Genomic DNA, 13979 nt, shown 5'->3' on the forward strand with positions numbered 1-13979 from the left:
GACGTCACCGGCGCACCGGTGGCGAACGACGACCAGGCCACCGCAGGGGTCGTGTACCAGAATGTCGTCGAAACGGTCGCGCTCGCGCCGGAGTTCAACTTCGCTACCGGCGCAGCCGTGCTGCTTCCCACCACCGGGTCCGGCAGTGACACCTTCACGATCGCGCCGAACACAACATCGGATGTCACCGTCGTCGCGAGTAGCGGAGGGGTGCTGTCTCTCCTGCCGAGCTTCACGGTCACCGTGCGCAACGGCTCCGGCGATGTGGTCCACACCGTGACGCAAACCGCACTGGCGGACGTCCTCGGGCTTGGTTCGGGAATCAGCGTGACGGTGGAAGATCTGACCGAAGGAACGTACACCCTGGAAGTCTCGGCCACGAATCCCCTGCTGGGCCTCGGCTTCACGACCACCGTCCAGCTTGCCCAAGAGATCACCCATCTCGACCAGTACGAGGTGGCGGGCACGACCAACGCGACGGGCGACCTGCTCGACAACGACACGCTCGGCTCCGCATTCATCGAGCTGCAGGTGAATGACGGGACGGGGTTCGTCGATGTCGGTGACGCCGGGCTCACGATAAACGGCACCTATGGTACGCTGACGGTCACCGAGACGGGCGAATATGTCTACACGCCCCGCGCGGACCTGCCCCACTCGGCTTCCGACCTGGTCGACAGCTTCACCTACCAGCTCGTCTCCCCCGACGGGCGGACCGAGACCGCCGCTCTCGAGGTCACCGTCGACGTCTCCGGCGCGGGAACCACAGGCATAGCGCCGTTCGCAGCGTCGACGTTCAGCCTGGCGACCGCCGATGTCGTCGAGCTGGGCAGCTACGCCGCCGAGCCGGTAGAGACCGTGAATGCCGACAAGGCGGTGCTGGCTTCGCTGGCCTACGATATGTTCGAAGGGCAGGGCGATCTGGAGAACGTGCTCCGCGGCTACCTCGACGAACCGAATGAATCCACGATCGGTGCGGAGTCAGACAATAGTATACCAAATATAACCGAAATGGACACGGTCCAGATCGAAGCTCAAGATCCCCTATCCTATCTGACGATGCCGGATGATCCAGAGAAGGATTCGATTAATTCTGCTCATATTATCTGACTAATACAGAGGTTTCGGCAACGGGTGTCGGTCGACTTGAACCGACACCCGTTTTTTGCCTATCGTTAACTGGTTGGGCGATAGTGTTATGCCCAAAGGAACGGTGCCGTTATGGCGAGTCATGTCCGTTGCGTCTTTTCCATCTTGTCTGCCGGCAGCATCCTCTTGCTGTGTCTGGCAGGAGAGGCGGGGGCCGCGGACACGGGTGAGCCGGTAACGCTGGAAGGCGCCGCGCGCGAAGCGGTGGCGTGGCATCCGTCGGTGATCGAGGCGGTGGGGCGGCTGAACGCGCGCGCCGAGGAAGTGAGCGTCGCCCGCGCAGGCTATTATCCCCAGATCCGCGCCGGCATCGGCTCCAGCTACGATAACCGGCTCGGCAGCCAGTGGCGGCCGCGTCCCCAGGTCACCGCGTCGCAGATGCTCTACGACTTCGGCAAGGTCTCGGGTGCGGTCGCCTCGGCCCGCGCGGGCACCAGGATCGGCCAGGCCCAGGTCCTTCTCGCCGTCGACGGGCTGATCCGCGACACCGCCTATGCGGCGATCGAGGTGCAGCGTGGCGCGGCGCTCCACCAGGTCGCGCTCGATCAGCTCGCGAGCATCCGCCAGATCAGCGAGCTCGTTCGCAACCGCTACACGCGCGGCGCCGCCACCCGGTCGGACGCGCTCCAGGCGCAGGCGCGCGTCGAGGCGGCGGAGGCGACCCTCACCCAGATCGAGGCCGCGCGGCGGCGCTGGGCGAGCAATCTCGCCTTCCTGCTCGGCCGCAACGCCCCGCCTCAGGTGGTGCCCGACGTGCCGCAGTGGCTGATGACCGCCTGCGTACGCGCAGCGCCCGACTGGACGCAGGTGCCCGCGATCATGGCAGCCGAGGCCGGGCGCGAGCAGGCGAGCGCGGACCTCAGGCGCAGTCGGGCCGAGCGGCTGCCGACCATCTCGGTCGATGGCGGCGCGTCGGCGGACATCACGTCGCCGCTCTCGAACCGCAGCCAGTATAATTTCGGCATCTCCGTTTCGAGCAGCGTGTTCAGCGGCGGCGCCCTGCGCGCACGCCAGCGGGGCGCCGCCTTCGCGCTTGCCGCCGCCGAGGCGGCGGTCGCGGACGCGCGCAACGAGGCCGGCCAGCGCCTCGCCGAAGCGCAGCAGCAGATCGCGAGCCTGTCCGATCTCCTCGACACGCTCGCCTCCCGCCAGGCGAAGATGGCGGAGACCGGCCGGCTCTATCGGCTGCAATATCTCGAAATGGGGACGCGGACGCTGGTCGACCTGCTCAACGCGGAACAGGAGTTGCACCAGGTCCGTTTCGACGCCGCGAACACGGCCCACGACCTGCGGCGGCTGGAGGTGGATTGCCTCTATTATTCCGGCGGTGCGCGCGAGGGATTCGGCCTGAGCGGCAGGGTGGTCATGGGCGTGACGCTGTGAACGCGCTCCGCCCGCCTCCGACGCCGGAATCCGCCGAGCTCGAAGGGTGGCTGAACATGCTGCAGCAGGCTGCCCAGCATTTCCGGCTGCCGGTGTCCATGCAGAGCGCCAAGCTGGCAGGACTTTGGCGCGGTGGCCGCAGCGAGGAGGAGCGCGTGCGTGCGCTCGCCCGTGCCGGCGGGCTCAGCGTTCGTTTCGCCCCTCCCGAGACGATGCGGCTCACGAGCTGGCGGCTGCCGGTGATCGTCAAACTCAGAAGCGGCGACCTCGGGCTGGCGACGGCGATCGACGGCGACGGCGAGATCAGCCTGACGCTGGCCGGCGAAGGGGGGATGCAGACGCGGATGCCGCTCGCCGCGCTCGTCGCCGATGCCGAGCTGTTCGTGATCCCCCGGCCGGCGCGTTCGGCGCCCGACGCGCGGGTCGACGCCTACATCCGCCCCTATGAGGAGCATTGGCTGCGGCGCATCCTCATGCAGGACATCCGCTCCTACAGCCATGTCCTCATCGCCTCGCTGGTGGCGAACTGCCTTGCTCTGGCCGGCGTGCTCTTCTCGATGCAGGTCTACGATCGGGTAGTGCCGGCCGAATCCTTCCCGACGCTCTACATTCTCTTCGCCGGCGTCCTGCTCGCAATCGGCTTCGATTTCCTGCTGCGGCGGCTGCGCATGAACATCATCGACGTGCTCGGCAAGCGCGCCGACCTGCGCCTGTCGGACCGCGTGTTCGGCCATGCGCTCCGGGTCCGCAATCGCGAGCGGCCCGCCTCCACCGGCAGCTTCATCGCGCAGCTGCGCGAGCTCGACCAGGTGCGCGACCTGCTGACCTCGACCACGGTCGCGGCGGTGGCCGATCTTCCCTTCTTCCTTCTCTTCCTGGCGATCTTCTGGTCGATCGGCGGTTGGCTGGTGCTGGTCCCGCTGGCGGCGCTCGTGCTGCTGGTGCTGCCCGGCCTCGCCGCGCAGCGCCGCCTGCGCGCCTATGCCACGGAATCGACGCGCGAATCCTCGCTGCGCAACGCGATCCTGGTCGAAACGGTGCAGGGCATCGAGGACATCAAGGCGCTGCAGGCGGAGAACCGTTTCCAGCTCCAGTGGAACCACTACAACGCGGTCGCGGCGGAGGCGCAGCTCAAGCTGCGCGGGCTCACCAACAGCCTCACCGTCTGGACGCAGAACGTCCAGAACGCCGTCTATGCGACGATCATCTTGTTCGGCGCGCCGATGGTGATCGCGGGCGACCTCACGACCGGCACGCTGGTCGCCGCGTCGATCCTCGGATCCCGGATGATGGCGCCGCTGGCTCAGGTCAGCCAGCTCCTGAGCCGCTTCCAGCAGGCGCGCGTCGCGATGAGCGGCCTCGACCAGATCATGGCGCTGCCGGTCGACGACCCCGAGGACGAGCATCGCATCCAGCTTCCGGCAATTGCGGGCGGGTTCACGGTCCGGTCGGCGGTGTTCCGCTATGCCGATACGAACTCGCCGCCCGCGCTGACGGTGCGCGAGCTCGACATCGCTCCGGGCGAGCGCATCGCCGTGCTCGGCCGCAACGGTGCAGGCAAGTCGACGCTGCTCCAGGGCCTTTCCGGCATGTTGCAGCCGGCATCCGGGGAAGTGCTGCTCGACGACATGGCGCTGCACCAGATCGATCCGGCCGATGTGCGGCGCGACGTGGGGCTGCTCACGCAGAGCAGCCGGCTGTTCCACGGCACGATCCGGGAGAACCTCACGCTTGGCGCGCCACATGCGACCGGCGAGGAGATACTGGCGGCGCTGGCCATGGTCGGGGCGGACCATTTCATCCGGCGCCTGCGCGACGGATTGCAGCATGTGGTGCTGGAAGGCGGCGTGGGGCTCTCGGGCGGGCAACTCCAGTCGCTGCTGCTGGCTCGGCTGCTCATCCGCCAGCCGACCGTCGTGCTGCTCGACGAGCCTACCGCCGCGATGGACGAGATGGCCGAGCGCCACTTCATCCAGCGCTTCAAGGAATGGAGCCGCGGCCGGACGGTGGTGGTCGCCACCCACCGGCTGCGCGTGCTCGATCTCGTCGAGCGGATCATCGTCGTCGACGGCGGGACGGTCGTGCTCGACGACAAGAAGGACGCAGCGCTGCGCACCATGCAGGAAGGAAAAGGCAAGGCGGCATGAGCGCGGGCATCGCCATCGCCGGTCCGGACTTCGTCGACGAGGGCAGCACGCGCCTTTCCGCCTCCTCGAAGCTCGTGTGGCTGCTCGCGGCGCTGTTCGCAGCCGCGCTGACCTGGGCATGGCTCGCCAAGCTCGACGAGGTCGCGACCGGGAGCGGACGCGTGGTGCCGACCAGCCGCGAGCAGGTGCTCCAGTCGCTCGAGGGCGGAATCCTCGCCAAGCTGATGGTACGCCAGGACGATATCGTCCGGCCGGGACAGATCATCGCGCAGCTCGACCCGACCCAGGCCGGCTCCACCGTGGAGGAGAGCGCCGCCAAGTATCGCGCCGCGCTTGCGGCCGAAGCGCGCCTGCGCGCCGAGGTGAACGGCACGCCGCTCGTCTTCCCCGCCGAGCTCGATGCTTATCCGGAGCTCAAGGCGGCGGAAACGCGCCTCCACGAGGCACGCCGCCGCAGCCTCAACGATTCGATCGTTCTGATCGATGAATCGCTGCGCCTCATCAACCGCGAGGTCGCGATCGGCGAATCGCTCATCCAGGTCGGGGCGGCGAGCAATGTCGAGGTGCTGCGGCTGCAGCGCCAGCGCGCCGACCTCCAGCTCAAGAAGTCGGACATCCGCTCGCAATATCTCGTCCAGGCGCGGCAGGACCTCGCCAAGGTGAGCGAGGAGGTGGAAGCGCTGGCGCCGGTGGTGCGCGGCCGCTCCGACACGCTCGAGCGGCTGACGCTGCGCTCGCCCGTGCGCGGCGTCGTCAAGAACATCGAGGTCTCGACGATCGGCGGTGTGGTGCCACCAAACGGCAAGCTCATGGAGATCGTGCCGCTCGACGACAAATTGCTGATCGAGGCCCGCATCGCGCCCCGCGATATCGCCTTCATCCATCCCGGCCAGCGGGCGAGCGTGAAGATCACCGCTTACGACTATTCGATCTACGGCGGGCTTGACGGCGAGGTGACGAGCATCTCGCCCGACACGATCCGCGACGAGGTCAATCCCGAGATCTACTATTACCGCGTCTTCGTCCGCACCAATTCCGATGCGCTGACCAACAAGGCTGGCAAGCGCTTCCCGATCGTGCCGGGCATGATCGCCACGGTCGACATCCACACCGGGCAGAAGACCGTCCTTCAATATCTGCTGAAGCCGCTCAACCGCGCGCGCGAGGCGTTGCGCGAGCGATGAGCGCGGCGCTGGAGAGCCGGCTCAGCCGTCTCGCTCCCGCCGTGCGGGACAGCCCAGCTTTCACGCTCGATGGCGATGCGCGATCGGTCCTCTTCTTCTCCTTCTCCGACGGCAGCAGGCGCGCGCGCGTGTTCTCGGTCGGCGGGCCGGATGGCGAGACCGCCTGGGCCGTGGGCGCGGCGCGGCTGTGCGAGCATGGCGGCGAGGTGCGCTGGCTTCGGGTGGACTGGGTGAACGCCGCCGAACGGATGAGCTGGAAGGAGCTCCGCGCGCGGCTCGCGCGCAGCAAGCGCAACTATTTCCGCCTGGGCATCGCGCTCGATCTGGGCTTCGACCATGCCTTCCTGGAAACCGAACTCAATGCCAACGCCATGCTCTACGGCGGTCCAACCGTCCCGACCGCGGTGGTCAACGAGAAGAATTTCGCTCTCTATGCGGCGGAGCGCCACGGGCTGGACGTGGTCGACTTTGGTGACGAGACGCCGGTCTGGCTGTTCTCGACGAAGGGCCTGTTCATCGGCGACGACCTCGAGTTGCATCGCCTCGACGGCGTCGGGCGCGACGCCGGCCGACGCAGCATCGCGCAGCTGGACCCTGACCGGCTGCTGGGCCTGATCCGGGCCGGGAGCGGCTATCTCGCGTCCCAGGTCCAGGAGGATGGCCGTTTCCACTATGGCTGGCATCCCTGCTTCGACCGGCCGATCCCGTCCTACAACAGCCTGCGCCATGCGAGTTCGCTCTACGCGATGCTGGAGGCCTGGGAGGTCACGCGCGACCCGGCGTTGCTCGCGGCGATCGAGCGTGCGCTCGCCTATCTCACCGGCGAGCTGATCCAGCCTGCCGTCCTGCCCGGCGGCGAACGCGCCGCGTTCCTGGTCGATCCGGGATCGGAGATCAAGCTCGGCGGCAACGCGGTCTGCCTGCTCGCGCTCGTCAAATACAGCGAGCTGATGGCAACCGATCGCTACCGGCCGCTGCTCGACCGGCTCGCGCTCGGCATCCTCCACATGCAGGACGCAGCATCGGGCGGCTTTGTCCATGTCCTCCATCATCCCTCGCTGGAGGTGAAGCAGCGCTTTCGTATCATCTACTACGAAGGCGAGGCGGCCTTCGGGCTGATGCGCCTGTTCGGCCTGACCGGGGACAGCCGCTGGCTCGAAGCGGTGGAACGGGCCTTCGGCCATTTCATCCGTTCGGGCCACTGGAAGGCGCATGATCACTGGCTCAGCTATTGCGCGAACGAGCTCACGCGTCATCGTCCGCGAGAGGCGTATTTCCGTTTCGGCCTCGCCAATGTCGTCGATCATCTCGACTTCGTTCTCAACCGGATCACCACCTTCCCGACGCTGCTGGAGCTGATGATGGCGGCCGAGCGCATGGTCTCGCGTCTGCGCGCGGAGGCGGCGAACCGGCATCTGCTGGATGGCTTCGACCTGCCCAAATTCTACCGCGCGCTCCATTTCCGCGCGCATTACCTGCTGAACGGCCATTTCTGGCCCGAGCTGGCGATGTTCTTCGCCGATCCAGCGAAGATCGTCGGCAGCTTCTTCATCCGTCACCACGCCTTCCGCATCCGGATCGATGACGTCGAGCATTATCTGTCCGGACTGATCGCCTATCGCCGATACCTGGTCGAGCGGCCCGCGGGGCACGAAGACCCGGCCGAAACGCCGGACGAGGAATCCGGCTGGACGGCCGACGCCGTCGCCCGTGCTGCTGCCGGACGCTGGGTCGTACCCGCTCCGAAGGGCTGGTCGGCGGATGGGCTGTGCATCTTCGCGCCCACCCAGCGCGAGGGCGAGATGGTGCTCGTCCGCCAGCCCGGCGAGGACCGGGGAATCCCCGTGCCTCGCCTCGATGCGCTTCCGCATCGTCCGGCGGCGTTCATCACGACGGCACCCGAGACGGTGTCGGCCGGGGACATCCCCGTCCTGTCGGTCGCCAATGCGGACGCGGCCGTCCTTGCGCTCGGCGCCCATGCGCGTGCGAGGATGAAAGGAAAGGTGATCGGCGTCACCGGCAGCGCGGGCAAGACCACGCTTGTCGCAATGCTCGCGCAGGCGCTGGCGCCATGGGGACCGGTCGGCCGGACGCGGCACAATGCGAACCTGCCGCACGGCATCGCCTGGAACCTCGCGTCGATCCCGTGGAACACGCCGCATACGGTGCTGGAGCTGGCGATCGGGCGGATGCGGCACAATGCTCAGCTGGTACGGCCGGACGTGGTGGTATTCACCAACATCCTGCCCGCGCATCTCGAACATCGCCGCGATCTGCGCACCGTCGCCGAGCGCAAGAGCGCGGTCTTCAACGGAATGGCGCCGGGGAGCACGGCGATCCTCAACTGCGACATGGCCGAATGGGCGTACGTCCATGAGGCGGCGCGGGCTCGGGGCCTCAGGGTCATCCAGTTCGGCCGCTCGGCCGAAGCCGACTTCCAGCTGCTCGACTATGATCCGGACGAGGCGCTGGTCGCCGCGCGCACGCCCGACGGCGAAATCCGCTATGCGCTGGCGGCACCGGGCGAGCACATGGCGCTCAACAGCGTCGCCGTGCTTGCGGTGATGTCGTCGCTCGACCTCATGGCCGCACCGGGCGTCGCCGCCTTGCGCAGCTTCAAGCCGCTCGCCGGCCGCGGCGAAGAGCTGCGGCTGTCGGTGGACGGGCGCGCCATCGTCCTGATCGACGACGCGTACAACGCCAATCCCGGCTCGATGGAGGCAGCGATCAGGCTGCTCGCCGGTAGGACGGCGCCCCGGCGGATCGCCGTTCTGGGCGAGATGCTCGATCTCGGTGCCGATGCCGCCACGTATCACACCGCTCTTGCCGCTCTGGTGAATGCATCCGGCGTGGACCGGATCTATGTCGTGGGCGGCCTTTATACCGGCTTCTGGAACGCCTTGGCGCCGGCGCGGCGCGGAGCCTTCGTCGAATCGCTTGATGATCTGAAGGTCCGACTGCGCGGTGCCTTCAGGGAAGGCGATCTGGTGCTTTTCAAGGGCTCGCACGGCAGCGGCATCCACGAAATCGTCGACTGGCTGAAGCACAGCCATCCGCCCCCGCCCCACAACGCGCCTCCGCCGAGCTTCGCAACGACAAATTTGTCAAGTACCAATAATTAAGTATTTGATTTATTTATTCGAAGTCTCGGATATTAACCTTTTATTAACTAATATTAATTAATCCATGTGTGAAGCGTATCGGTGGTGATCGTATGAAGCCGTATACAGTCGCGGATGCCCTATCTTCACCGGTAAGTGAGTCCGTCGGCGTGGACGCTCTTCACAAGAGCCGTCGCGAGGCCGCATCGCGACCACCCGTCTCCTTCAAGCCTTGGCGACCCCTGCTGAATCTCGCCCGTCAGGTGATGGACGCGCGGGCGAAGTGCGCACGCTATTTCCCAAAGGGCGTGTTCCGGGATTCGGCGTGGGACATGATGCTCGAATTGTTCATCGCTGGTGAGGAGCGGCGGATCGTCTGCGTGAAACAGCTCATGGCCGTATCGGGCGAGAGCGCCACTGGCGCCATGCGGCGGATCGACCGGCTCGAGGAGGTGCGGCTGATACGGCGCCGCCCCGACCCGGAGGACAATCGACGCGTGCTGGTCGAACTCACCGATACCGGCCGTGAAGCCATGACCAAGTTGCTCACGCACATTTTTGGCGCCAACTCACAGGAGCCGAATGCGGCTGTGTAACCGGTTAAGGCGCGGAAGCATCATTTCCGTCCCTCAGTCGTCGGCCCGCTGCGGGCTTTGACCCGTCGTCAGCGACACGTGCCAGACAGGGCCTGGCGTCCGACGCCGGATATCGCCCGAGCCGATCGGGATGCGGCGGCGGCGCTTCGCCTATTCGGATTTCATGCAGGCGTCATCTCCGCCGCCTGTTTCACCGCGTCCTTCATGTCGCGGGCGCCGCCGAGATCCTCGTCGGAGATCTTGCCCGCTCCGGGCCCGGCGCCCAGGTCGGCACCGGTGACCGGGCTGCTCGACGGGTCGGAAGCGGTCCGCCGGGCCAGAGCCTGCGCGATCGTGCGCTGGTCGTCATTCAAGTCCACGCTGGCGCTGCCGTCGCCGTCGTCGGCGGGGAGATGCGCGGAAAGATCGTCGACCCGTTCCCACTGCTCGCCCGTATTCCACGGCCCTTCGGCGTCGCCTTCGCCCTGCGAGGCGTTGACGTAGGTGTCGGCGTAGGCGGCGAGGCCGGGGAGCTTGCCCGGCGGGAAATTGTTGGCGATCGAATAGAGCGCCTTCTCGAAGCTCTTCTGGTGCGCGACCTCGCGCGTCATCAGGAAACCGAGCGCATCCTTGATGCCGGGATCGTCGGTGATGTTGATCAGCCGCTCGTACACGATCTTGGCGCGGCTCTCGGCGGCGATGTTCGAGCGCAGGTCGCAGGTGGGATCGCCGCGGCTGTCGACATAGGCCGCGGTCCACGGCACGCCGGAGCTGTTGGTGAGCGACGGTCCGCCGCCGTAGAGCAGCGACTGCGTGTGGCTGTCGCCGCCCGCGTTCATCTTCATGTAGAGCTCGGCCTCGGTCATCGCCGCCTCGGCGAGCTCGGCCTTGACGCCCTTGTTGAGCATCGCGACGATCGACCCGATCACCTCGAGGTGCGACAGCTCCTCCGTGGCGATGTCGAGCAGCATGTCCTTGCGGCCCGGATCGTCCTCGCCGAGTCCCTGGGTGAAATAGCGCATCGCTGCGGCGAGCTCGCCGTCGGGCCCGCCGAACTGTTCGAGCAGGAACGAGGCGAGCACCGGGTTCGGCTCCGAGACCCGGACGGTATATTGCAGGCGCTTGTTGTGCATGAACATGGCGGTCACTCCCTGACAGACGTGAGCCCAAACAGCCCACAAGACGCCCGGTTCCTGCCGAATTTTCCAGAATAACCTATGTTTATCAATTAATTGTAGCGTAGCCGTAACGTCTTTCGACTAGTCTGCCCATGCGTCATGGCCTTCGGAAGCGCAAAGACGAACAATGTGCCGGCCCCCTTGTTGGTCACCTTCTTGAGGTCGGCGGTCATGTTGCCCCAGCCCGTCGGCGGTGGGGTCGCGCCGGTATCTCAAAAAATTCGAGCTGTGCGCAACGCATAGCTCGCGGAACCTTCTCGGCGGCCGCGCTCAGGGTTCCGCAACGAGCGACGACCATCTATCGTGGATGTCTCGAGCTGGCCTCCGTACACGTTCGCGTTCGCACCGACGGACCCACGGACATCATCGGGCGAGCGAGCTTCGCCTGTACCCCATCGTCTGTGCGGCGATCGCGACCTGGGTGCGGTTGCGTACGTTGAGCTTGCGCATCAGCGCGGTCATGTGCGCCTTCACCGTGGCTTCGGCGATGCCGAGGTCGAATGCGATCTGCTTGTTGAGCAATCCGGAATGGACGCCCTCGAGCACCTTGATCTGGGTGGGCGTGAGCCGGGCCATGATCGCCGGCCCGCTCTCGCACGCCTCAACCTCGTTCACCGCCTGATCCTGCTCGGTCCCGATCGTCATCGTCTCTCCCTTTGCGGTTGGATGTCGTCCGCCTCGCGACCGGCCGATCTGTGTCGGCGCTGGGACTCGCGATAGGGCATGTTAGCGCTACTTGTTGGACAGATTCAAGCAGTCAAATCGCCAATTCGCTTCATTTGCGACAATCTGGCTGGTGAAGGCATCTAATCTGTCATACAGATATTGAAGGTTCCCGACGTCGATCTGCGGCGGATGTGGGCGCTAACGGAGGAGCGGATGGGCTTTGGGGGCGACGGGCACCGGCCGGCGGGGAGCGCGCGCCGAACGGCTTTCGGGCATCGGTTTCGCCGGGGTCTGCCATGACCCTGGACGACTATCGCCTTGTCATCGCCGCGGTGCTCGGCATCGCCCTGTCCATTCTCCTCATCATCCGCGGGCGGTTCCATCCGTTCGTGGGGCTGCTGTGCGGTGCCTTCGCCGTCGGGCTGCTTGCCGGAATGCCGATCGGCGACACCGCCAAGGCGGTGCAGAAAGGCGCTGGCGACATCCTGGGCGGAACCGGCCTGGTGGTCGCGCTGGGGCTCGCGCTGGGGGCGATGCTGCAGCTGTCCGACGGCGCCGCCGGGCTTGCCCGCGCGGCGCTGCGTTGGTCGGGTGTCGCCGGGGCGCCCTGGGCAAGCCTGTTCGCCGCGCTGGTGATCGGCCTGCCGTTGTTCTTCGAGACCGGGCTGGTGCTGCTGCTCCCTATCGTCGCCACCGCCGCGGCGGCGCTGCCGCAGGGTGCGAACGGCGATGCGGCCAAGCTCCGGCTGATGCTGCCCGCGCTCGCCGGCCTGTCGGTGGTGCACGCGCTGGTCCCGCCGCATCCGGGGCCGCTGCTTGCGGTCGACGCGCTGGATGCGAGCCTCGGCCGGACCATCGCCTACGGCCTGATCATCGCCCTGCCGGTCGCGGTGATCTCCGGTCCGCTCCTCGCGCGTTTCACCGCGCGCGGCGTGGTGCTGGGGCCGCCCGCGCTCGAGCCGGTGCGGGTGGAGGTGGAGAGCCCGTCGCTCTGGCGGGCGTTCGCGGTCGTGCTGATGCCCGTCGTCCTGATCGCGGTGGGCCAGGTGGAAGCGCTGCTGCCCGCCGCCGTCGCGCCGCGGTTTGCCTGGCTCGGAGCCGCGAGCAACCCGGTCGCGGCGCTGCTGATCGCCTGCCTGCTCGCGCTGCCGCTCCTGTTCGGGCGCCGGCTGGCCGAACCGCGTATCCAGGAGGCGATCTGGACCGAAACGATGAAGCCGGCCGGGACGATCCTGCTCGCGATCGGCGCGGGCGGAGCGCTCAAGCAGGTGCTGGTCAGCGCCGGTCTCTCCGACATGCTCGTGCGGGTGGCGGCGGGCGGCGCCGTCTCGCCGCTGGTGCTCGCGTGGCTGATCGCGGTGTTCATCCGGCTGGCGACCGGATCGGCGACGGTGGCGACGATCACCGCCGCCGGCGTGATGCCCGGGCTGGTGGCGGCGTCGGGCGTGTCGCCCGAATGGACGGTGCTCGCGATCGGCGCCGGCTCGGTCTTCTTCTCGCACGTCAACGATCCGGGCTTCTGGCTGGTCAAGAGCTATCTCGGCACCGACATGCCCGGCACGTTCAGGACCTGGTCGGTGCTCGAGACCGCCATCTCGGTGGTGGGATTGCTGCTGATCCTGGCCGCCAGCAGCGTGTTCTAGGGCCGGGTGTCGCGATGATGCCGAGCAAGGAGGCCGGTCGATGAGTGAGGGAAGGGCGGCGGATCGGGCCTACACGGGCATCGTCGAGATGATCAACGTCGAGGGTCTCGACATCGGCGACAGGTTGCCGTCGGAGGCGCGGCTCGCCGAGATCTTCGGCGTGTCGCGCACGATCGTCCGCGAGGCGCTGGTCCGCCTCGCCTCCGACGGGATCACCGAGGCGCGGCGCGGCGCGGGCTCCTTCGTGAAGAGTCGGCCGTCGGATCGGCTGGTCGCCTTCATGCCGCTCACCGAGCTGTCCTCGACGCTCGGCAGCTACGAGGTCCGCTTCGTGCTCGAAGCGGAGGCGGCGCGTTTGGCCGCCATGCGTCGCTCGACCGAGGACCTCGCCGAGATCGAGGACGGGCTGCTGCGGCTGCGCGAGGCGCTGCTGTCGAGCGCGCCGGCCCATGCCGAGGACATGGAGCTGCATCGGCGGATCGCGCAGGCGACCGCCAATCCCGCCTTCGTGGTCGCCTTCGACGCCCTGTCGGAGGAGACGGATCGCATCATGCGTGCCGGGGTCGACATCTCGCGCTCGCGTCCGCCCGAGGTGATCGGCGCGATGATGCGCGAGCATGAGATGATCGTCGCCGCGATCCGCGCCCAGGATGCGGACGGCGCCGCGCTGGCGATGCGGTGGCATCTTTCGGAAGGCCGCAAGCGGCTGATGCCTTAGGGAAATCGACGTCGGGGAAGGCCTTCCGTAGCCTGGTTTCCAGCCGTCACCCCGGAACGAGTCCGGGGTGACGCTGAGGAGGGTCGAGAGGTCAGTCATCTCCTCAATGTCGATCCGCCCCGGCTCGTCCGGTCGAAGTGGAATTGTGCTCCTGCGGAGGCAGGAGCCCTGGATCATGGGAGCGTCGTTTGCGGCCTGGGCTCCTGCCTTCGCAGGAGCGCTGGTACGGCTTCAA

General features: G+C 67.1%; 10 protein-coding genes. 8 read left to right on the forward strand and 2 right to left on the reverse strand.

All coding sequences use genetic code 11. The features are described 5' to 3' along the window. The 6 genes from ACMGER_RS07015 to ACMGER_RS07040 all read left to right on the forward strand — a co-directional run. Window positions 1–1110, forward strand: a 1110-nt coding sequence (locus ACMGER_RS07015) for a BapA/Bap/LapF family large adhesin (protein WP_436811363.1), incomplete at its 5' end; no start/stop codon positions are given. 165 nt (window positions 1111–1275) lie between these two features. After that, window positions 1276–2532 (forward strand): TolC family protein, encoded by a 1257-nt coding sequence (locus tag ACMGER_RS07020; protein ID WP_436811364.1) that lies wholly within the window; start codon window positions 1276–1278, stop codon window positions 2530–2532. Next, window positions 2529–4679, forward strand: coding sequence for a type I secretion system permease/ATPase (locus tag ACMGER_RS07025; protein ID WP_436811365.1), 2151 nt, complete (start codon window positions 2529–2531; stop codon window positions 4677–4679). Before ACMGER_RS07020 ends, ACMGER_RS07025 begins: the two co-directional genes overlap by 4 nt. Continuing rightward, the gene (locus ACMGER_RS07030; protein WP_436811366.1) at window positions 4676–5863 is read left to right on the forward strand and encodes an HlyD family type I secretion periplasmic adaptor subunit; all 1188 of its coding nucleotides are present in this window, start codon (window positions 4676–4678) and stop codon (window positions 5861–5863) included. Before ACMGER_RS07025 ends, ACMGER_RS07030 begins: the two co-directional genes overlap by 4 nt. Further along, complete coding sequence (locus tag ACMGER_RS07035) at window positions 5860–8985, forward strand: UDP-N-acetylmuramoyl-tripeptide--D-alanyl-D-alanine ligase (RefSeq protein ID WP_436811367.1); 3126 nt, start codon at window positions 5860–5862, stop codon at window positions 8983–8985. The genes ACMGER_RS07030 and ACMGER_RS07035 overlap by 4 nt, the downstream gene beginning before the upstream one ends. Before the next feature lie 149 nt (window positions 8986–9134). After that, a complete protein-coding gene (locus tag ACMGER_RS07040; RefSeq protein ID WP_436811368.1) occupies window positions 9135–9560 on the forward strand; it encodes a winged helix DNA-binding protein in 426 nt (141 codons plus the stop codon). Window positions 9561–9721: 161 nt separating this feature from the next. On the opposite strand, the gene ACMGER_RS07045 is transcribed toward ACMGER_RS07040, so the two are convergent. Next, the gene (locus ACMGER_RS07045) at window positions 9722–10678 is read right to left on the reverse strand and encodes a manganese catalase family protein (RefSeq protein ID WP_436811369.1); all 957 of its coding nucleotides are present in this window, start codon (window positions 10676–10678) and stop codon (window positions 9722–9724) included. A 402-nt stretch (window positions 10679–11080) separates the two neighbouring features. Further along, complete coding sequence (locus ACMGER_RS07050; protein ID WP_436811699.1) at window positions 11081–11293, reverse strand: response regulator transcription factor; 213 nt, start codon at window positions 11291–11293, stop codon at window positions 11081–11083. 386 nt (window positions 11294–11679) lie between these two features. Between ACMGER_RS07050 and ACMGER_RS07055 the strand changes: the two genes are divergently transcribed. Beyond that, entirely contained in the window at window positions 11680–13026 is a 1347-nt protein-coding gene (locus ACMGER_RS07055) for a GntP family permease (protein ID WP_436811370.1), read from the forward strand. A gap of 40 nt (window positions 13027–13066) precedes the next feature. After that, entirely contained in the window at window positions 13067–13744 is a 678-nt protein-coding gene (locus ACMGER_RS07060) for a FadR/GntR family transcriptional regulator (RefSeq protein WP_436811371.1), read from the forward strand. The last annotated feature ends 235 nt before the right edge of the window (window positions 13745–13979 follow it).

It is taken from the genome of Sphingomonas astragali, from assembly GCF_051400615.1.
Lineage (GTDB): Bacteria > Pseudomonadota > Alphaproteobacteria > Sphingomonadales > Sphingomonadaceae > Sphingomonas.

Bases quoted from the DNA above. Each gene is read 5' to 3' on its own strand.
- ACMGER_RS07055 (WP_436811370.1), top strand. From the start codon at position 11,680: ATGACCCTGGACGACTATCGCCTTGTCATCGCCGCGGTGCTCGGCATC.
- ACMGER_RS07035 (WP_436811367.1), top strand. From the start codon at position 5,860: ATGAGCGCGGCGCTGGAGAGCCGGCTCAGCCGTCTCGCTCCCGCCGTG.
- ACMGER_RS07030 (WP_436811366.1), top strand. From the start codon at position 4,676: ATGAGCGCGGGCATCGCCATCGCCGGTCCGGACTTCGTCGACGAGGGC.
- ACMGER_RS07060 (WP_436811371.1), top strand. From the start codon at position 13,067: ATGAGTGAGGGAAGGGCGGCGGATCGGGCCTACACGGGCATCGTCGAG.
- ACMGER_RS07045 (WP_436811369.1), bottom strand. From the start codon at position 10,678: ATGTTCATGCACAACAAGCGCCTGCAATATACCGTCCGGGTCTCGGAG.
- ACMGER_RS07050 (WP_436811699.1), bottom strand. From the start codon at position 11,293: ATGGCCCGGCTCACGCCCACCCAGATCAAGGTGCTCGAGGGCGTCCAT.